We start from the raw sequence: 16,752 nt of genomic DNA, 5'->3' as shown, positions 1-16,752 counted from the left end.
TGCGGCCTCTACCCGCCTGAAATGCCCTTCGGGTGACGGTCGCCGACCAGGCCTAGCGTCAGGCCCTGTTCCAGCCATGCCTTGGCACCGGCCAGCACCAGCGAGAAGCCGCCGGTCGAGTCGACCGCCTGCTTGACCTGCTCGTCGCCCGGGCCGACGAAGCCGAAGTTGCGGACTTCGAGGAAGGTCGCATCGCCAGTCATATCAGTGAAGGTCCAGACGACGGTGGTCGGCGGGTCGTTCCATTGCATGACGATCTTTTCGTTAGGAACGATCTCGCTGACCTCGACCTTGGTCGAGACGCCATACATGCGCCACTCCCACTTGACAGGCTCGCCTTCGTCCAGCCGGCCGCTGGAATGCGTGAACCAGAATTTCGTGGTGACCGCCGGATCGAGGATCGCCTCGAAGACTTCGGCGACCGGCCGGCGGATCAGCATGGCGGTTTCAGCGGTTGGAGTTTCCTTAAGTTCCACTGTGATCCTCCTGGGATTGTTTCACGGCAGGTTGATCTGCCACGAGACGCCGAAGCGGTCGTTGAGCCAGGCGAAACGTTGACTGAAGCCGTAGCTGCCGGTGGGCATCAGGAAGCCGCCGTCCTCGGACAGAACGCCGACGATGCGCTCCAGTTCCTCCTCTGACGAACAGTCGACGAAGAAGGAGAAGGACGGCGTGAAGGTGAAGGCGTGATGCACGGGACTGTTGTAGATCCTGACCTCGACGCCGCCGATCAAAGCGCGCGCCAGCTTGAGCGTTCCTTCCGCCCCGTGCTCGCCCCGGTCGTAGCGCGTGATGTCGAGGACCTCGCTATCGGGAATGGTCCCGCAATACAGGGTCATGGCCTCCTCGGCCCTTCCCTCGAACATCAGGAATGGCGTTGCTTTCGTCATCGGGCGGCCTCCTCCTGCCGGGTTATCGTGACTTGAATATCGAGCTCAGATGTTGGTCTCGTTGGCCGGTTCGCCCTTCATCTCGCTGCGATAGTAGCCATCGCGCAGATTGATGCCGTATTCGAGATAGGCCTTCATGAAGGCCAGCATCTGCGACCAGCCTTCGCAGTTGAGGTAGGACTTCTTCAGGCCGACCTCGCCTTCGTGCCAGCCTTGCTCGGCAATGGTGACGAAGGTGCCGCCATCCTCCAGCGGTTCGAAATTCATCTCGATGCGGGTCTTGTAGGCGGGCCTGCCGTCGGCATCAGTGGCGTCCCAGCGCAGCACGATGCGCTTGTCCTTGGTCACTTCATCGACCTCCACCGGTACCATCTTCCACCAGGTCACGGTGGTGCCGGCGACAAGCGGCGCCGAGGCGCCGCCGATGGTGGTGAAGTAGCCACTGAGCTTCGTCGGGTTGACGACGGCGTCGAAGACCTCAGCGACCGGTTTGCCGATGCGTCCGGAAATCCTGAATCCGAGGGACATATCCACAGCTCCTTCCTTGCTCAACGAAACGATATGTTATAGAAATATAACATGTCAAGCCGAACCCCGGACGACCATGTTTTCAAGGCCTTGGCGCATCCGCGCCGTCGCGAATTGCTGGATCGCCTGAAGGATCAGCCGCAAACCACTGGCATGCTGTGCGGGGCTTTTCCGGACATGGACCGCTGCACGGTGATGATGCATCTGAAAGTGCTGGAGGAGGCGGACCTGGTTGTTGCGAAGCGCGAGGGGCGCGAGCGCTGGAACCATCTCAACGCGTTGCCGATCAGGCAGATCCACGATCGCTGGATCAGCCAGTATGCCGGCCACGCCATCAGCATTCTGGACCGGCTGAAATCCGATCTGGAAGGGTGAGCGGGCTGCTTCGGTGCCCCTGTCCTTTCGCAAGTCCGAACGGAAGGCTACGGCAAAGGCGTCGAGCCCAACCGCCGCGTACATTTCCTGGAATTGCTCCAGCGCCACGGCGCGTCTGGACGAATTGAGCCGATTTATCTATAAGCCGGCCATTCCGACAAAGAGCGCCGCATGCCTTCACAGGCGAGGTCAGGACGTTCTGAAGATTGAATTCGAGCAATCCGCGGGTGGCAAGGTGATCGCACTTGGCTCCGCAATGCTCTAGCCGAACACGACAGGGGTGCCATGGCTGGCCATTCGCAGTTTAAGAACATCATGCACCGCAAGGGCCGCCAGGACGCGGTGCGGTCGAAAATGTTTTCCAAGCTGGCGCGCGAAATCACCGTCGCCGCCAAGACCGGCACGCCGGACCCGGCGATGAACCCGAGGCTTCGCCTTGCGGTGCAGAACGCCAAGGCCGTGTCGATGCCGAAGGACAACATCCAGCGCGCCATCAACAAGGCATCTGCGGGCGACGGCGAGAACTACGAAGCCGTGCGTTATGAGGGCTATGGCCCGGGCGGCGTGGCGCTGATCGTCGAGGCACTGACCGACAACCGCAACCGCTCCGCCTCCAATGTGCGCGCCGCCTTTACCAAGGCCGGTGGGGCGCTCGGCGAAACCGGCTCGGTTTCCTTCATGTGGAACCGCGTCGGCGAAATCTACTATCCGGCTTCGGCCGGCAGCGCCGACAAGGTGATGGAAGCCGCGATCGAGGCCGGCGCCGACGATGTCGAGTCCGATGAGGAAGGCCACACCATCTATTGCAGCTTCGAAAATATGGGCGAAGTGTCGAAGGCTCTCGAAGCTGCGCTCGGCGAGGCGGAATCGGTGAAGCCGATCTGGCAGCCGCAGAACAACGTGCCGGTCGACGAAGAACGCGCGCAGTCGCTGATGAAGCTGGTCGCCACGCTCGAGGACGATGACGACGTGCAGAGCGTCTACGCCAATTTCGAGGTCGACGACGAGACCATGGCCAAGCTCAGCGCGGCGTGAGTTGTGCACTGTCTTACAACGAAGCGCATTCTGACATCATAGCCAAGAACTCCCCGCCTACAGTATAGATCTGTCAGCGGGTGGGGAGAAAAGATGACTGACCAGGGGACTGAACTTGCCGACGCGACGGCTTGGCCACATCGCGGCGGTTTCTGGCGACGGTTTTTCGCTGCGCTTATCGACTATCTTGTCGTAATGATACCCCTGTTTGCGCTGGTAGCAGTCTTATTCCAGCTGACTGACGGAGGCGTGAAAGGTCACTTCTGGCTCAACTGGAAACTATGCAGCTCAGCTACGGTGCACGGAAATCAGTCGCTTGAATGATACAATTGGCAGATGTGCAGAACATCTTTCTTAGGCTTTCCGGTAACCGACTGGGCGGCCGGCACAGCCAAGGATGCCCAGGACGGGAAGGCCGAGACCGTTTCAATCGATCTTGATTCGAAGGGGAACTTTCGGCCTGCGGCCTTGGATCTGGGTTTTCTCGAATTGCCCGTTCTGGCGATCTATCTTTTCGTGATGGAGATGATGTCGGGCCAATCAGTCGGCAAGCGTGCCCTGTCGCTTGTTGTGCATGATGAGTACGATTGGCGCAGGGTCGGCCTTTCCCCAAAAAAGGCGGTTCGCCGACAAGTGATAAAGTTTCTCGGCACGTTCCCCTCCATGCTGACGGGGGCCTGGTTTGCTTTTCAGAGCTGGCGGAGCGTTCCTGGACCGGTGCCGAACTATTTCCAAGTGGAGATTGTATGCGCCGTCGCCGCGTCTGTCTTGGTTTTGATTTGGCCTGTCTGGATCGGATTGTCGATTGCTTCGGGCAACGAGCCGATTCACGATCGGGTTGCCGGCACGACCGTCCGTATCAGCGAGACCAATGAATGAGCCTGTCGGAGAAACCTCGGATCGTCATCACCTACTGCACGCAATGCCAGTGGCTGCTGCGCGCCGGATGGATGGCGCAGGAACTGCTCTCGACCTTCGGCACCGATCTCGGCGAAGTCACGCTGGTGCCGGGCACCGGCGGCATTTTTACGATCTCCTGCAACGATCAGCTGATCTGGGACCGTAAGCGTGACGGCGGCTTTCCAGATGCAGCGAAGCTGAAGCAGCTGGTCCGCGACGTCATCGATCCGGAGCGAGATCTGGGGCACTCGGATCGCAAGGGACACGAGACCAAGGACCGCGCCTAAGCGGGGTCTTTGGTATTCGCGGGCTGCTTATCCTCAGATCAATGCCATGATGAAGCAGGCCATCGACACGATGGCGGTGATGGTGCGGACGTGGTTCCACATCACCCATTCACTCAGATGGTTCGCCCACACGGCGGCGCCGTTGGCGCTCTCCCGATCGACGGCGGCTAAAGCGTCGTTGAGCGGAACGTTGAAGACCATAGTCACGAGCGGATTGCCGACGAAATAGATCACGGCGCCGGCAAGCAGCCAGTACGAGCCCGATTGGCTCCAGCCGAAGAGAACGGCGGCAACGAGCACGAGGCAGATGAGGCCGGTGCCGAACAGCGCCGTCATGAAGGTCGGGGTGATCACCGTGATGTTGATTGAGTTCATCGCGGCGATGCCGCTTGGGACCGGCAGCCGGGCAAGTGCTGCCATGACGAAATTGGAAAAGGCGAAGAACACGCCGCCGACCACGCCGGAGCCGATCGCGGCGATGAAGGTGAGGGTGGGAAGAAGTTTCATCATATCAGTTGCTCCAGATGCCAGGTTTCGTTAAAACATGAGAAATCCTCACATTTGCAAAACGTGATAAACCCTCGTATTTTGCGAGTCAAGCCAGTTTTCGGAAAAAGCGTCCGGAGAGAGCCATGGATGAAAAAGTCACCGCGAAGGCCGATCAGCCCGGTATCGCTTCGCCGCGGCGATCGCCGAGCCAGCAGCGCAGCCGTGAGCGGGTCGAGCGCATGCTTGCGGCCGCCTCGGCGCTGATTGCCGAGCAGGGCAGCGATGCGATGCGGATGGGTGAGGTGGCGGAGCGGGCCGGGGTGTCGATTGGCTCGCTCTACCAGTTCTTTCCGGACAAGCGGGCGATCGTCTGGGCGCTGGCCGAGCGCTACACCGCCGAAAGCCAGGCCTGCATTTCGGCGGCGCTGAAGGATGTCAGAGACGTGGAGGGCTTCAAAAGCGCGTTTTCAGAGCTGGTCGACATCTATTACCAGCTGTTTCTGGCCGAGCCTGTAATACGCGACGTCTGGTCCGGCACTCAGGCCGACAAGGCGCTGCGTGCGCTCGAGCTCGCCGACAGCCGGGCCAATGCCGAATTTTTGGTCGCTGTGCTGAAGCGGCTGAGGCCCGATGCCGATCCGGTCGAGCTGGAAACGACCGCCTTCCTCGTCTGGCAGATGGGCGAGGCGGCCGTGCGACTGGCGATCTCGGTCGATCGGGAAGAGGGCGACAGGCTGGTTGAGGCCTACAAGCGCATGGCGCTGAGGGAATTGGTGGGCGCGTAGGAAGCCCACCCTCCCCCTTGTGGGGAGGGTCGCTGCGCAGCAGCGGGGAGGGGGCAGCGCACGTCCCCCACCCGGACCTTCGGTCCGACCTCCCAACAAGGGGGAGGTAGGGGCAGGTGCAGCCAACAAAAAACCCGCCTCGAAGGCGGGTTTTTCAAATCCTGCAGGCGTATCCGGCTTAGAGGCCGAAACCCTCGAAGCGCTTCTTGAACTTCGACAGGCGGCCGCCGCGGTCGAGCAGGGTCTGCTGGCCGCCGGTCCAGGCCGGGTGCGTGGTCGGGTCGATGTCGAGGTTCATCGTGTCGCCTTCCTTGCCCCAGGTCGAACGGGTCAGGTACTCGGTGCCGTCGGTCATGACGACCTTGATGGTGTGGTAGTCGGGATGGATAGAGGCCTTCATTGTCTTATGTCCTGGCTTGCCGGCGCCGGTGACGGGCCAAAGGCCTGCGTCGATGCGCCCCTTTTTAAAACTCGAAGCCGCAGCTAATGAAAAGCCACGGCTTCTAAAACGGTCGGCGAGCCTATACATCAGCCGGAATTGAATCACAAGGCCGCGGCAAGCGCATATTGAAGCGCGGTATTGGCAAGCGGCCAGAGGAAACGCTCATGGCGGATATCGGTGCCAGTGGAGACCAGCGCAGGCGCTCGGTCCGGCCGCTGAGGAACCTTTTTCCCTATATCACGCGCTACCGGAAACTGGCGGTCGGCGCGATCCTATCGCTGATCGTGGCCGCGGTGACCACGCTTGCGTTGCCGATGGCCGTGCGGCGCATGATCGATCATGGTTTCCAGGCATCCGGTTCAACCTTCATCGCCGAATATTTCGCCGCGCTGGTGGTGATGGCGGCCTTGCTCGCGGCGGCCTCGGCCAGCCGCTATTATTTCGTCATCACGCTCGGCGAGCGGGTCGTGGCCGACATCCGCCGCGACGTTTTTTCCCATGTCACGACACTTTCGCCGGCGTTTTTCGATCGCGCGCATTCGGGCGAGATCGTGTCACGGCTCGCCGCCGACACCACGCAGGTGAAGTCGGCGGTCGGCGCCACCGCATCGGTCGCGCTGCGCAATCTCATCCTCGGCCTCGGCGCGGTGGCGATGATGGTCGTCACCAGCCCGAAACTTTCCGCCCTGGTGATCGCGGCCATTCCGCTGATCGTGCTGCCGCTGGTCGCCTTCGGCCGCTCGGTGCGGCGCAAGTCCCGGCAGGCGCAGGACACGCTTGCCGAAGCCACTGCCTATGCCAGCGAGCAGATCGGCGCGGTGCGCACGCTGCAGGCCTTCACGAACGAGAAGCTGGTCACCGGCCGCTTCGCGGCTGCGGTGGATGCCGCCTTCGAGGCGGCGCGGGCTTCGGTGTTCGCGCGCTCCTTCCTGACCTTCTTCGCCATCTTCATGATCTTTTCCTCAGTGGTGGCGGTGCTGTGGTTCGGCTCGCGCGACGTGCTTGCCGGCACGTTGTCGCCGGGCACGCTCAGCCAATTCCTGCTCTATTCGGTGTTCGCCGCCGGCGCACTCGGCGCCTTGTCGGAGGTGTGGAGCGAGCTGTTGCAGGCGGCGGGCGCGGCCGAGAGGCTGACGGAAATCCTGGCCGAGAGACCGGCCATCCAGCCACCTGTCGATCCTCAGCCGCTGCCGACCACCGCCAAGGGCGTGATCAGCTTCGACGACGTCTCCTTCTCCTATCCGGCGCGGCCGGACCGCGCCGCCGTGCATGGCCTGAGCTTCCAGGTGAAGCCCGGCGAGACGGTGGCGATCGTCGGACCTTCGGGCGCCGGCAAGAGCACCGTCTTCTCGCTGATCCTGCGCTTCTACGATCCCGAGACCGGGCGCATCGTCATCGACGGCGTCGACCTGCGCGAGGCCGATCCGGCCGCCATCCGCCAGCGCATCGCCATCGTGCCGCAGGACGTCACCATTTTCGCGGCAAGCGTGCGCGACAATATCGGCTTTGGTCGGCAGGGGGCCGGCGCCGCCGAGATCGAGGCGGCCGCCAAGGCGGCGCTTGCCGACGAATTCATCGCTAGGCTCGACAAGGGCTATGACAGCCAGGTCGGCGAACGCGGCGTGACGCTGTCGGGCGGCCAGCGCCAGCGCATCGCGATCGCCCGCGCCATCCTGCGCGACGCGCCGATCCTTTTGCTCGACGAAGCGACCTCGGCGCTCGACGCCGAAAGCGAGACGCTGGTGCAAACGGCGCTGGAGCGGCTGATGCGCGGCCGCACCACCATCGTCATCGCGCACCGGCTGGCGACGGTGCTCAAGGCCGACCGCATCCTCGTCATGGAGGGCGGGCGCATCGTCGAGGAAGGCACGCATCAGAGCCTTGTCGCCAAGGGCGGCATTTACGCGCGGCTCGCCAAGTTGCAGTTCGAGACAGGCGCCGGCGCCTTCAAGGGCGCGGCGGAGTAAAGGGCCGCCCCGGGGCCGCGCGTCCTCCCCGGCAGGCAAATATCGCGGCTTGCGGCTACCAGCGCCGCAAGGCCATGAAAAGCGGTATGCCGACAAAAATCGAGACCAGCAGCAAACCGCCAATGACCTGCTGTTTGGATCGGTCTTCCGGGGCTGCGACCGGCGCCGGATCTTCGGACGCATCCTTATAGGCAAAGTTGAAGGACCAGTCGGTGTTGTCACCGAGGTCCTTGACCGACTTCAAATAGTCCCCGATGGCCTTGGCTGGAACCTGCGTTGCCAGCGTCCGGAAGTCCCACTTCACATCGAAGGTGGTCGGCGTGTTGCTCCATGACGATCTCAGCGAGACATAGGGCGTCACGACATTTTTCATGTCCTCGCCGGAAAATCTTGCCTTCAGATTGCTTACCGTTATGGCGTGGCTGCGGTAGACGGGCGCGCCCAGCGAAACCGGCCCGACGCGGTCCACCATGGTCGGTGTCGGCAGATCGGTGCCGAGATCGGCCGCCGTGAGCGGAAAATTCTTGGCCAGATCGTTGGCCGCCAGCGCCTGCGCCGGCAATTGGTAGCTCTCCCGCACATTGATGATGTTGCCGTCGCGATTGTCAAAGACCTCCAGCTTCGCCACGCTCTCGATGCCCGGATAACGCTTGCTGTAGTATTTCAAGTAGGAGTCCGACAGATCGCTCAGCGACCGGCTGGCAAGCCTGCTGCGCATGTCGTCGGCGTCGGCGCCGGCGTAGGTCGAAAGCACCGCCAACGTCAGATGGCCGTCGGGCCTGTCGGGAAAGGAAAAGTCCTCGGCGACCTTGATCGACGGGCTGGTCAGTTCCGGGCTGGGCATCTTCTCCAGCTGACCGTTGCCGAACAGCGGCAGGGCAAAGCCGTAGTCGGGCTGCCAGAAGTTGCTGGCATCGCCGCCCTGCAGGTAGTTGGTGGCGTCGAGCCAATAGATTTTTGCGCCGATCGCCGCTTTGACGATGGCATGGTCGAAGGCGCGGATTGCCGGCAGACGCTGGTCCAGCGCGCGGCCCTTGTCGAGGTCGGCCAACGCCACCTGCGCCGGGACGCCCAGCCGCTGCAGCGCCGAGGCCAAAAGCAGGGCCTTGTCCTTGCAATCGCCGAAGCCGCTCTGGATGACCGTCGCCGGATCGCGCGGAATGTAGGAGCCTGAGCCCATCGACAGGCTGACATAGCGGATCTCGTCCTGGACCAGACGCATCGCCTGGATCATGCGATCCTCAGGCTGCGGATGTTTGGCCGCGATCTCGTCCAGCTTCGCGGCGAAAGCGGCGGGGAAGGCGGTCGCCGGCTTGTAATAGGGTTGGATGGCGTCCACCACGCCCTGCCAGCTGGCGGTCGAGGAAATGTCGATCGATCCCCAAGCCGGAAATTCCACGGGCAGGTTGTCCTCGACCTTGACCGGTTTCGGATTGGCGATCTCCCAGAGATAGACCGTGTCCGAGCCTGACGTGGTGACGATGGGCTTGATGTCGGTGCCGCGTGGCTTGATCGCCAGCGGCTGAGCGGCCGGCCAGATGATGCTGGTGCGGATCAACCCAACCGGCTCGTCCCATTCGGCCGAGAAGCTGTCGAAGAACAGATCCTTGCCGACGAGCGGCGTATTCTCATAGGTCTGGCCATAGTCGACGATGTCGCCGACGCGCACGTCGTTAATGTTGACGTGAGCGGTCAGCCAGCCGTCATAGACGCCTTTTTCGGCGTCTTTCTCCTGGCGGAAAATGTCGAACTTGACGTCGGCCAGCCGGTCCAGCGTCTGGCCGTCGCGGATAATGCGCAGGTGATTGAGCGTGACCCTGTGGCGCGAGGGATCGAACTGCAGGTCGATGCCGGCGCCCCGCTCCAGGCCGGGCCGGTCGACTATTTTGTAGACCGAGCGCCAATAGTCGTCGTAGCCGTGTTCGCGATGGATGATCTGCTCATCCGCCAGCAGCCATGAGATGCCGTTCTTGATGCGGTCGGCGCGCGCCGGATCGACGGCCGGGATATCGACCGTCTTGATCCAGTCCGCCTCCGGTCCCTTGCGCACAATTTCATCCGCGCCCGCAAGGGAGACCGGACCTGCCAGCAAGATCAAAAAGAGCAGGAGGCAGCGGAAAGACCTGACCCCGCGAAGACTGTTACCCACCAACAATCCAAGCCCGTTGACGCAACCAGACTCTTTGTCGAAGTCTTTCCCGCCAAAGTAAAGCCCGGCCGCGCAGTTTTGCGCCTGTGGCTCAACAGACATCCACGGATGCGTCAGTTGCCGTAGCGCTTGCGCAGATGTTCCGTGAAGTAAACGGCGTTGAGCTTCTCGCCGGTGGCGCGCTTGAGGAGTTCCGGTGTCGACCAGCGCGAGCCCTGCGACCAGATCTTCGCGCGACGCCACTCGTTGATGGCGCTGAAATCGCCCTTGGCAAGATCGTCGTCGGCGGTCGGATGCTCCCTGGTCAAGGCCGCCCATTGCTGCGCCGCCATCATGGCGCCCAGCGTGTAGGAGGGGAAATAGCCGAAAGCGGCACCCGGCCAATGCACGTCCTGCATCGGCCCGTCGGCCGGGTTGTCGATGGTCGAGAGCCCGAGATAGTTGCGCATCCCGGCATCCCAGGCTTCCGGTAGGTCGGCGACCTCCAGCCTGCCGGACACCAGCTCCTGTTCGAGCTCGTAGCGCAGGATGACATGCAGCGGGTAGGTGACCTCGTCGGCATCGACGCGGATCAGGCCGCGCTCGACATGGTGGACATGCGGCAGGATGTCGTCGAGCGCCCAGGCTTCGCCGAGATGTTTTTCGACCACTGGCAGCGCCCAGCGCCAGAAGGCCGGGTTGCGGCCGATCTGCTTTTCGACAAACAGGCTCTGGCTCTCATGCACGGCCATGCCGCGCGCCTTGCCGAGCGGCCAATGCGACCAGGCTTTGGGCAGGTTCTGCTCATAGAGCGCATGGCCGGTCTCGTGCAGCACGCCCATCAGCGCCGACAGGAAATCGGAGGTCTTGTAGCGGGTGGTGATGCGCACGTCGGTCGGCACGCCGCCGCAGAAGGGATGGTGCGACACCGACAGCGAGCCTTGGGTGAGGTCGAAGCCGACCGCCGCCATCATGGCGAGACCAAGCTCGCGCTGCTTCTCGATGGCGTAGCTGCCGGAGAGCGGCTTCAGCGGATGCCTGGCCAGCCGCGCATCCTGCACGGCCAGCGCATGCGGCAGGAAATCCTTGAGAAAGGCCTTCAGTTCGGCAAAGACCGGCGTGATATCGCCGGCTCGGTTGCCGGGGTCATATTGCTCCATCAGCGCGTCGTAAGGGGCGAGGCCGAGCGCATCGGCGCGCAAGGCGGCTTCCTCGCGCACCAGGGCGACGACGCCTTCCAGCGCCGGCTGGAACCCAGCCCAGTCGTTCTTGGCGCGCAAGTCGCGCCAGAGCTGCTCTGATCGCATGCGCGCCACTGTCTGGCGCTCGACGAATTCGACCGGCAGACAGGTGAGGTTGGTGTATTGCCGGCGCAACTCTCGGACCGCCGCCCGCTGCTCTTCGCCGAGCGGCTCGGCTTCGGCGGCGGCGATCCAGTCGCCGATCTCGGGCGCCGTGGCCTGGCGATGCAGCATCCCGGCAAGCGAGGACATCGCCTTGGCACGCTTCTCGCCGCCGCCGACGGCCATATGCGTCGCTTCATCGGCACCGAGGATGGCCAGCGCGTGTTCCAGCGCTTCGAGCTTGTGGCCGAGTTCGTCGAGTTTCTGGAAGGACATGGATGGATCCCAGCTTCAATTTGGCTGGCGCGAAAAGATACCAAGGCACCGCGCTTGGCAACCCTGCTCGGTCGGTGGGATCAGCAGTCTTGCCTTGTGACATGACCGCGTGATCAATGCCGGGGACAAAATGCTGGAGGGGACTATGATCGGCAATATCCTGGTCGGGCTGGTGGCGCTGATCCATTGCTACATCGTCTATCTGGAGATGGTGCTGTGGGACACGCCGCGCGGCCACAAGGCGTTCAAGCTGACGCCTGAATTCGCCGGCGCATCCAAGGTGCTTGCCGCCAACCAGGGGCTCTACAACGGCTTTCTCGCGGCGGGCCTGATCTGGGGCCTCTATCTCGGCGCCGCAGGCTTCCAGATCAAAATGTTCTTCCTGCTTTGCGTCACTATTGCCGGCCTCTACGGCGCGGCGACCGTCGGCCGCAAGATCCTCTACATCCAGACGGTGCCGGCGGTGCTCGCCATCCTCGCGCTCTGACTGGGGTGGTGACGGAGAAGGACGCCCTCGGGCGCCAGGTGGTCCCTTCCTCTAGTCTAGGGCAACTCCAGGAAAGTGTGAAACCGCTTTCCCGGAATTGCGTCAAAAGAAGCGGCTCGTCGCTTCCCAGGAACGGCGAACACCCAAACCGCGTCGCGATCTTTCAGATACGCTCTGTGTGCTTTAGGTCTTTGATTCTACGCATGTCTTTGTCCCGAAACCGGTTCGCGTTCGGGAGACATGCTTTAAATCACCGTTCGGTGAGCTTGAGTTCAATACGACGGTTCTTGCCGCGCGCTTCGTCGGTGTCGGCGGGGTCGAGCGGCTGGAACTCGCCGAAACCGGCGGCGACCAGACGGTTGGCCGGCACGCCGTTCTCGATCAGGAACTTCACGACCGAAGTCGCGCGCGCCGTCGACAGTTCCCAATTGTCGCGATAGCGGCCGGTGCCGGACAGCGGCTTGTTGTCGGTGTGGCCGTCGACGCGCAGCACCCAGCTGATCTCCGGCGGGATTTCCTTCTGCAATTCGATGATGGCGTCGGCGAGCTTCTTCATCTCGACCTTGCCGGCATCGTTGATCTCGTCGGAACCGGTCGGAAACAGCACCTCCGACTGGAAGACGAAACGGTCGCCGACGATACGGATGTTCTCGCGATCGGCGAGGATCTCGCGCAGGCGGCCGAAGAAGTCGGAGCGGTAGCGGTTGAGCTCCTGCACGCGCTGCGCCAGCGCCACGTTCAGGCGGCGGCCGAGATCGGCGATCTTGGTGTTGGAGTCGCGGTCACGCTGCTCGGAGACGTTGAGCGCGTCTTCGAGCGCGCCGATCTGCTTGCGCAGTGCCGCGATCTGCTGGTTGAGGATCTCGACCTGGCTCAGCGCCTGCTGGCTGATCTGCCGCTGATTGCTGAGCTCGCCGGAGAGCTGGTCGGCGCGCTTGTTGGCCGCGTCGCCGGCGCCGGCGCCTTGCTCCAGCAATTGCTGAAGACGACTCTTTTCCGCCTGCGCCGCCGACAGCGAAGCCTGCAGATTGGTAAGCGTATCCTCCTTGTCCTGGCTGTTCGAGCGTTCCAGCGCCAGCAGCTGGGTCAGCTCGTTGATCTGCGAGTTGAGGCGGTTGAGCACCGTGTCCTTGCCGGAGATCTCGCGGCTGAGCAGGAATTGCGCCAGCACGAACACCGTCAGCAGGAACATGATTGCGAGCAGAAGCGTCGACAGCGCGTCGACGAAACCCGGCCAGTAGTCGATGCGGCGGTCGGCGCGCCGTCTTGCCAGCGCCACGTCAGTGGACCCCTTGCTTCTTCAGCGCGTCGGCGATCTTTTCCAATGTGTTACGCATGGCCTTCTGCTCGTCGGACTGGGCCTCGACCCAGTCGCGCATGATCTGCTGCTCGGAGCGCATGTTCTTCACCAGCCCGGAGATGCCGTCGGCGAGGTTGGCCATAGCGGTGGCGACGCGCGGGTTGGAGCCGCCGCCATTCTCCTGCAGGCTGCGCAGCCGCTCGGACAGCAGGCGGATATCCTCGGAGGATTCGGTTGCTTTCGACGTGTCAGAGACGACGATGTCGGACGACAGGTCGGTGACGGAAGACAGCCAGTTCTCGAGCTCGGTGTAGAAACGGGTCTGGGCGCGGCCGGCCTGCAGGTCGAGGAAGCCGAGCACCAGCGAGCCGGAAAGGCCGAACAGCGAGGACGAAAAGGCGGTGCCCATGCCGGCGAGCGGCGCCGACAGGCCCTGCTTCAGCGCATCGAGCACGGCCGCCGCATCGCCGGTGCCCGGGTCCAGCGCCTCGATCGTCTCGCGGATCGAGGCAATGGTGTTGAGCAGGCCCCAAAAGGTGCCGAGCAGGCCGAGGAACACCAGCAGGCCGACCAGATAGCGCGAGGTGTCGCGGCTTTCGTCGAGGCGGGTGGCGATGGAATCGAGCATCGTGCGCATCGAGGAGGTCGAGAACGCCATCGAGGACGAACGGCCGATCATCGCCTTCATCGGTGCCAGCAGGACGGGCTCGGTGGTCTCGGAGCCGGCGCGGAAGGAATTAACCCAGCGCACCTCGCGAAACAGCCGTCCCACCTGCGTGAAGGCAAGCAGGATGCCGACCACCAGCACGCCGACGATCAGTCCGTTGAGACCGGGATTGCTGGAGAAGGCGGTGGAGATCTGGCGGGTGAGGATGGCGGCGATGAAAGCGACGATGATCAGGAAGATCATCATGGTGAGCAGGAACACCTGCGGGCTCGACAGCTTGTGCGGATCGTAGATCAGGACGTCCGATCGCCTGCCGAAGGATCTGAGAAAAGCCATCCGTGCCCCGTTTCCGATGCCACCGCCGCAGAATTGCCGCGACTCTAAACGGAATTGTGACCAAATTGAATGGCGCTTGGCAATATCGCCTATGCCTCCCTGTTCTGGCGCAATTCCGAACGAAAACCGCTACACACTTTTCCTGGAATTGCTCCACGGTTTAGAACCGGTTGACGACCAGGCAGTCGACCATGGCGGCGAGATGCAGCCCGGCGCCGGTGACGACGAAGCCGTGCCAGACCGCATTGTGGAAGCGCAGGCCCTTCCAGGCGAAGAAGATGACGCCGCAGGAATAAACGATGCCGCCGGCGACGAGCAGCGCGACCGAGGCCGTCGGCAGCGTCTCGACCAACGGTCCGGCCAACACCACGCCGCTCCAGCCGATGGCGAGGTAGAAGACGATAGCCAGCCGATCATAGCGGCCGGGCAGGAACATCTTGATGGCGATGCCGGCCAACGCGGCGCTCCAGACGACGATGATCGTAGGCACGGCGAGCGCCGATGTGTGAAGCTGCGCGAGGAAGGGCGTGTAGGTGGCGGCGATCAGCAGATAGATCGCGGCATGATCGAAGCGCCGCAGGATCCATTTCGCCGGCCACGACACCGGCCACAGATTGTAGGCCAGCGACACCGAGAGCACGGTGAGCAGCGACACCACGTAGAAGACGGCGGCGACATACTCGCCCGGGCCGGAATGGAATGCGGCGAGCGCCAGGAAGGCCGAGCCTGCGGCGATCGCCAGCACGATGCCGACAGCGTGGATGATGCCGTCCGCGATCATCTCAGCGCGCGAATAGTGCCAGCGCCCCACGAAGGGGATTTCGATCTGGGTATCTGGCCGCGCGTCGCTCATGAATGATCCTGAAGCGCCTAATCTGGGCGCTCGCGGACCAGTATTTCAAGCTTCGGTTGCGGTTTTGCGACTAAAGTCGCGCGTCCTTTCGACGCGCAAGGACGCTGTAGTCAGCGCGTGGCCAGCGGCTTCTTCACGGTCTTGAGCAAAGCGCGCTGGATGATCTCGTTGCCGGCGCAGACCTCGCCCTTGTCGAGCATGTCCTGTCCGCCGCTCATGTCGGAGACGAAGCCGCCCGCTTCGCGCACCAGAAGGGTGCCGGCGGCGATGTCCCAGGACGACAGGCCGGTTTCCCAGAAGCCGTCCATGCGCCCGGCCGCGACATAGGCAAGGTCGAGCGCCGCGGAGCCCAGTCGGCGCACGCCGGAGACTTCTGCCATGACATTGCGCAGCTCGATCAGGAAATTGCCGTGCTGGCCGCGGCCGAGATGCGGCACGCCGCAGCCGATCACCGCGTCGGTCAACTTGGAGCGCCCGGCAACGCGCAGCCGGCGGTCGTTCATGAAGGCGCCGCCGCCGCGCTCGGCCGTGTAGAGCTCGTCCATCGCCGGATTGTAGACGACGCCGGCAACGACCTGGCCCTGGCGCTCGAGCGCGATCGATACCGAGAACAGCGGGATGCCATGCAGGAAGTTGGTGGTGCCGTCGAGCGGATCGACGAGCCAGCGGTGCTGGGCGTCCTCGCCTTCGACGGCGCCGCGTTCCTCCATCAGGAAGGCATAGCCCGGCCGCGCCTTGGAAAGCTCGGCAAAGACGATCTCTTCCGCCTTGCGGTCGGCCTGGCTGACATAGTCGCCCGGCCCCTTCATCGAAACCTGCAGGTTCTGCACCTCGCCGAAGTCGCGCGACAGCGATCGGCCGGCCTTCATCGCAGCCTGAACCATGACGTTGAGGAGAGCGGAACGCGCCATTTTTTCTTCCTGGCTTTCTTCCTACCGGCCGGCTGTCTTTTTTGAAGCATGATCTTTTCCGAAAAGTCTGCAACTTTTCGGGATCATGCTCAGTCGGCGCGGCGCATATAGGTGATTTCGTTTGTGTCGACGATGATGCGCTCGCCGGCCGAGATGAAGGGCGGCACCAGCACGCGGATGCCGTTCTCCAGCACCGCCGGCTTGTAGGAGGACGCGGCCGTCTGGCCCCGCACCACCGGATCGGCCTCCGTGACGGTCAGCGTCACCTGGTCGGGCAGCGAGATGCCGATCGGCCGCTCTTCATAGAGCTGCACCGTCACCATCATGCCGTCCTGCAGGAAGGCGGCGCGCTCGCCGACGAAGTCCTTGGCGAGCTCGAGCTGCTCGTAGCTTTCGGTGTCCATGAACACCAGCGCGTCGCCCTGTTCGTAGAGGAAGGAGAAATCCTTCAGGTCGAGCCTTATTTGCTCGACGGTTTCGGCCGAGCGGAAGCGTTCGTTGAGCTTGGTGCCGTTGATCAGGTTCTTCAACTCGACCTGGTTGTAGGCGCCGCCCTTGCCGGGTTTGACGGTGTTGGTCTTGACCGCCACCCACAGCCCGCCATCGTGCTCGATGACGTAACCGGGACGGATTTCGTTGCCACTGATCTTGGCCATGTTGAACTGATCCGAGTGAGATTTTTCCGGCGCGGGTCGCGCTTTGGCGCCTCCAAGACCACAAATTGCACGTACTAGCAAGGGAGGGAGGCAAGGG

General features: G+C 63.0%; 19 protein-coding genes. 7 read left to right on the top strand and 12 right to left on the bottom strand.

Annotation, left to right across the window (positions count from 1 at the left end):
* Positions 1-8: 8 nt before the first annotated feature.
* Genes EN869_RS06355 through EN869_RS06345 form a run of 3 tightly spaced genes read right to left on the bottom strand, consistent with a single transcriptional unit; the run spans position 9 to position 1,418 of the window.
* The gene (locus tag EN869_RS06355; protein ID WP_127225421.1) at positions 9-476 is read right to left on the bottom strand and encodes an SRPBCC family protein; all 468 of its coding nucleotides are present in this window, start codon (positions 474-476) and stop codon (positions 9-11) included.
* Positions 477-497: 21 nt separating this feature from the next.
* Positions 498-890 carry a VOC family protein gene (locus tag EN869_RS06350; protein WP_127225420.1) on the bottom strand — a complete coding sequence of 131 codons (393 nt, stop codon included), beginning with the start codon at positions 888-890 and terminating at the stop codon, positions 498-500.
* Between the two features lie 45 nt (positions 891-935).
* Positions 936-1,418: an SRPBCC domain-containing protein gene (locus EN869_RS06345; RefSeq protein ID WP_127225419.1), complete on the bottom strand. Its 483-nt coding sequence runs from the start codon at positions 1,416-1,418 to the stop codon at positions 936-938.
* A 51-nt stretch (positions 1,419-1,469) separates the two neighbouring features.
* Here EN869_RS06345 and EN869_RS06340 point away from each other — a divergent pair, with 51 nt between their 5' ends.
* The 4 genes from EN869_RS06340 to EN869_RS06320 all read left to right on the top strand — a co-directional run bounded on the left by EN869_RS06340 (position 1,470) and on the right by EN869_RS06320 (position 4,015).
* Positions 1,470-1,793, top strand: coding sequence for a helix-turn-helix domain-containing protein (locus tag EN869_RS06340; protein WP_127225418.1), 324 nt, complete (start codon positions 1,470-1,472; stop codon positions 1,791-1,793).
* A gap of 285 nt (positions 1,794-2,078) precedes the next feature.
* On the top strand, positions 2,079-2,828 hold the full coding sequence (locus EN869_RS06335; protein ID WP_127225417.1) for a YebC/PmpR family DNA-binding transcriptional regulator: 750 nt from the start codon (positions 2,079-2,081) through the stop codon (positions 2,826-2,828).
* Between the two features lie 336 nt (positions 2,829-3,164).
* Entirely contained in the window at positions 3,165-3,707 is a 543-nt protein-coding gene (locus EN869_RS06325; protein ID WP_127225415.1) for an RDD family protein, read from the top strand.
* Entirely contained in the window at positions 3,704-4,015 is a 312-nt protein-coding gene (locus EN869_RS06320) for a SelT/SelW/SelH family protein (RefSeq protein WP_127225414.1), read from the top strand. Before EN869_RS06325 ends, EN869_RS06320 begins: the two co-directional genes overlap by 4 nt.
* A gap of 33 nt (positions 4,016-4,048) precedes the next feature.
* Here the strand turns inward: EN869_RS06320 and EN869_RS06315 are convergent, their stop codons facing one another.
* Positions 4,049-4,525: a DUF1772 domain-containing protein gene (locus EN869_RS06315; protein ID WP_127225413.1), complete on the bottom strand. Its 477-nt coding sequence runs from the start codon at positions 4,523-4,525 to the stop codon at positions 4,049-4,051.
* Positions 4,526-4,647: 122 nt separating this feature from the next.
* On the opposite strand from EN869_RS06315, the gene EN869_RS06310 reads away from it, so the two are divergent.
* Positions 4,648-5,289, top strand: coding sequence for a TetR/AcrR family transcriptional regulator (locus EN869_RS06310; protein WP_127225412.1), 642 nt, complete (start codon positions 4,648-4,650; stop codon positions 5,287-5,289).
* 178 nt (positions 5,290-5,467) lie between these two features.
* Here the strand turns inward: EN869_RS06310 and rpmE are convergent, their stop codons facing one another.
* Positions 5,468-5,689: a 50S ribosomal protein L31 gene (gene rpmE / locus EN869_RS06305; protein WP_095816661.1), complete on the bottom strand. Its 222-nt coding sequence runs from the start codon at positions 5,687-5,689 to the stop codon at positions 5,468-5,470.
* A 206-nt stretch (positions 5,690-5,895) separates the two neighbouring features.
* On the opposite strand from rpmE, the gene EN869_RS06300 reads away from it, so the two are divergent.
* Positions 5,896-7,698 (top strand): ABC transporter transmembrane domain-containing protein, encoded by a 1,803-nt coding sequence (locus tag EN869_RS06300; protein WP_127225411.1) that lies wholly within the window; start codon positions 5,896-5,898, stop codon positions 7,696-7,698.
* A gap of 55 nt (positions 7,699-7,753) precedes the next feature.
* Here EN869_RS06300 and EN869_RS06295 read toward each other — a convergent pair whose 3' ends face one another.
* Both EN869_RS06295 and EN869_RS06290 read right to left on the bottom strand, forming a co-directional pair.
* The gene (locus EN869_RS06295; protein ID WP_167506948.1) at positions 7,754-9,748 is read right to left on the bottom strand and encodes a DUF3857 domain-containing transglutaminase family protein; all 1,995 of its coding nucleotides are present in this window, start codon (positions 9,746-9,748) and stop codon (positions 7,754-7,756) included.
* A gap of 212 nt (positions 9,749-9,960) precedes the next feature.
* Positions 9,961-11,445 (bottom strand): carboxypeptidase M32, encoded by a 1,485-nt coding sequence (locus EN869_RS06290; RefSeq protein ID WP_127225409.1) that lies wholly within the window; start codon positions 11,443-11,445, stop codon positions 9,961-9,963.
* Positions 11,446-11,590: 145 nt separating this feature from the next.
* Here EN869_RS06290 and EN869_RS06285 point away from each other — a divergent pair, with 145 nt between their 5' ends.
* Positions 11,591-11,932, top strand: a complete 342-nt coding sequence (locus tag EN869_RS06285; protein WP_127225408.1) for a DUF1304 domain-containing protein — start codon at positions 11,591-11,593, stop codon at positions 11,930-11,932.
* Between the two features lie 250 nt (positions 11,933-12,182).
* On the opposite strand, the gene EN869_RS06280 is transcribed toward EN869_RS06285, so the two are convergent.
* From EN869_RS06280 to efp, 5 genes are all read right to left on the bottom strand, one after another.
* Positions 12,183-13,211, bottom strand: coding sequence for a peptidoglycan -binding protein (locus EN869_RS06280; protein ID WP_127225407.1), 1,029 nt, complete (start codon positions 13,209-13,211; stop codon positions 12,183-12,185).
* Between the two features lies 1 nt (position 13,212).
* Positions 13,213-14,235 (bottom strand): MotA/TolQ/ExbB proton channel family protein, encoded by a 1,023-nt coding sequence (locus EN869_RS06275; protein WP_127225406.1) that lies wholly within the window; start codon positions 14,233-14,235, stop codon positions 13,213-13,215.
* A gap of 160 nt (positions 14,236-14,395) precedes the next feature.
* The gene (locus tag EN869_RS06270; RefSeq protein WP_127225405.1) at positions 14,396-15,088 is read right to left on the bottom strand and encodes a hemolysin III family protein; all 693 of its coding nucleotides are present in this window, start codon (positions 15,086-15,088) and stop codon (positions 14,396-14,398) included.
* Between the two features lie 110 nt (positions 15,089-15,198).
* Positions 15,199-15,999, bottom strand: coding sequence for an inositol monophosphatase family protein (locus EN869_RS06265; protein ID WP_127225404.1), 801 nt, complete (start codon positions 15,997-15,999; stop codon positions 15,199-15,201).
* Positions 16,000-16,088: 89 nt separating this feature from the next.
* A complete protein-coding gene (gene efp, locus EN869_RS06260) occupies positions 16,089-16,655 on the bottom strand; it encodes an elongation factor P (RefSeq protein ID WP_042645720.1) in 567 nt (188 codons plus the stop codon).
* Between the last annotated feature and the right edge of the window lie 97 nt (positions 16,656-16,752).

Origin of the sequence: Mesorhizobium sp. M2D.F.Ca.ET.226.01.1.1, assembly GCF_004022705.2 — a bacterium.
Taxonomy (GTDB): Bacteria; Pseudomonadota; Alphaproteobacteria; order Rhizobiales; family Rhizobiaceae; genus Mesorhizobium.
The sequence above is the reverse complement of the archived record's forward strand: the minus strand, read 5'-3'. Positions and strand labels throughout refer to the sequence as shown.

Bases quoted from the DNA above. Each gene is read 5' to 3' on its own strand.
- rpmE (WP_095816661.1), bottom strand. From the start codon at position 5,689: ATGAAGGCCTCTATCCATCCCGACTACCACACCATCAAGGTCGTCATG.
- EN869_RS06270 (WP_127225405.1), bottom strand. From the start codon at position 15,088: ATGAGCGACGCGCGGCCAGATACCCAGATCGAAATCCCCTTCGTGGGG.
- EN869_RS06265 (WP_127225404.1), bottom strand. From the start codon at position 15,999: ATGGCGCGTTCCGCTCTCCTCAACGTCATGGTTCAGGCTGCGATGAAG.
- EN869_RS06310 (WP_127225412.1), top strand. From the start codon at position 4,648: ATGGATGAAAAAGTCACCGCGAAGGCCGATCAGCCCGGTATCGCTTCG.
- EN869_RS06275 (WP_127225406.1), bottom strand. From the start codon at position 14,235: ATGGCTTTTCTCAGATCCTTCGGCAGGCGATCGGACGTCCTGATCTAC.
- EN869_RS06340 (WP_127225418.1), top strand. From the start codon at position 1,470: ATGTCAAGCCGAACCCCGGACGACCATGTTTTCAAGGCCTTGGCGCAT.
- EN869_RS06300 (WP_127225411.1), top strand. From the start codon at position 5,896: ATGGCGGATATCGGTGCCAGTGGAGACCAGCGCAGGCGCTCGGTCCGG.
- EN869_RS06345 (WP_127225419.1), bottom strand. From the start codon at position 1,418: ATGTCCCTCGGATTCAGGATTTCCGGACGCATCGGCAAACCGGTCGCT.
- EN869_RS06350 (WP_127225420.1), bottom strand. From the start codon at position 890: ATGACGAAAGCAACGCCATTCCTGATGTTCGAGGGAAGGGCCGAGGAG.
- efp (WP_042645720.1), bottom strand. From the start codon at position 16,655: ATGGCCAAGATCAGTGGCAACGAAATCCGTCCCGGTTACGTCATCGAG.
- EN869_RS06320 (WP_127225414.1), top strand. From the start codon at position 3,704: ATGAGCCTGTCGGAGAAACCTCGGATCGTCATCACCTACTGCACGCAA.
- EN869_RS06290 (WP_127225409.1), bottom strand. From the start codon at position 11,445: ATGTCCTTCCAGAAACTCGACGAACTCGGCCACAAGCTCGAAGCGCTG.
- EN869_RS06335 (WP_127225417.1), top strand. From the start codon at position 2,079: ATGGCTGGCCATTCGCAGTTTAAGAACATCATGCACCGCAAGGGCCGC.
- EN869_RS06325 (WP_127225415.1), top strand. From the start codon at position 3,165: ATGTGCAGAACATCTTTCTTAGGCTTTCCGGTAACCGACTGGGCGGCC.
- EN869_RS06285 (WP_127225408.1), top strand. From the start codon at position 11,591: ATGATCGGCAATATCCTGGTCGGGCTGGTGGCGCTGATCCATTGCTAC.
- EN869_RS06315 (WP_127225413.1), bottom strand. From the start codon at position 4,525: ATGATGAAACTTCTTCCCACCCTCACCTTCATCGCCGCGATCGGCTCC.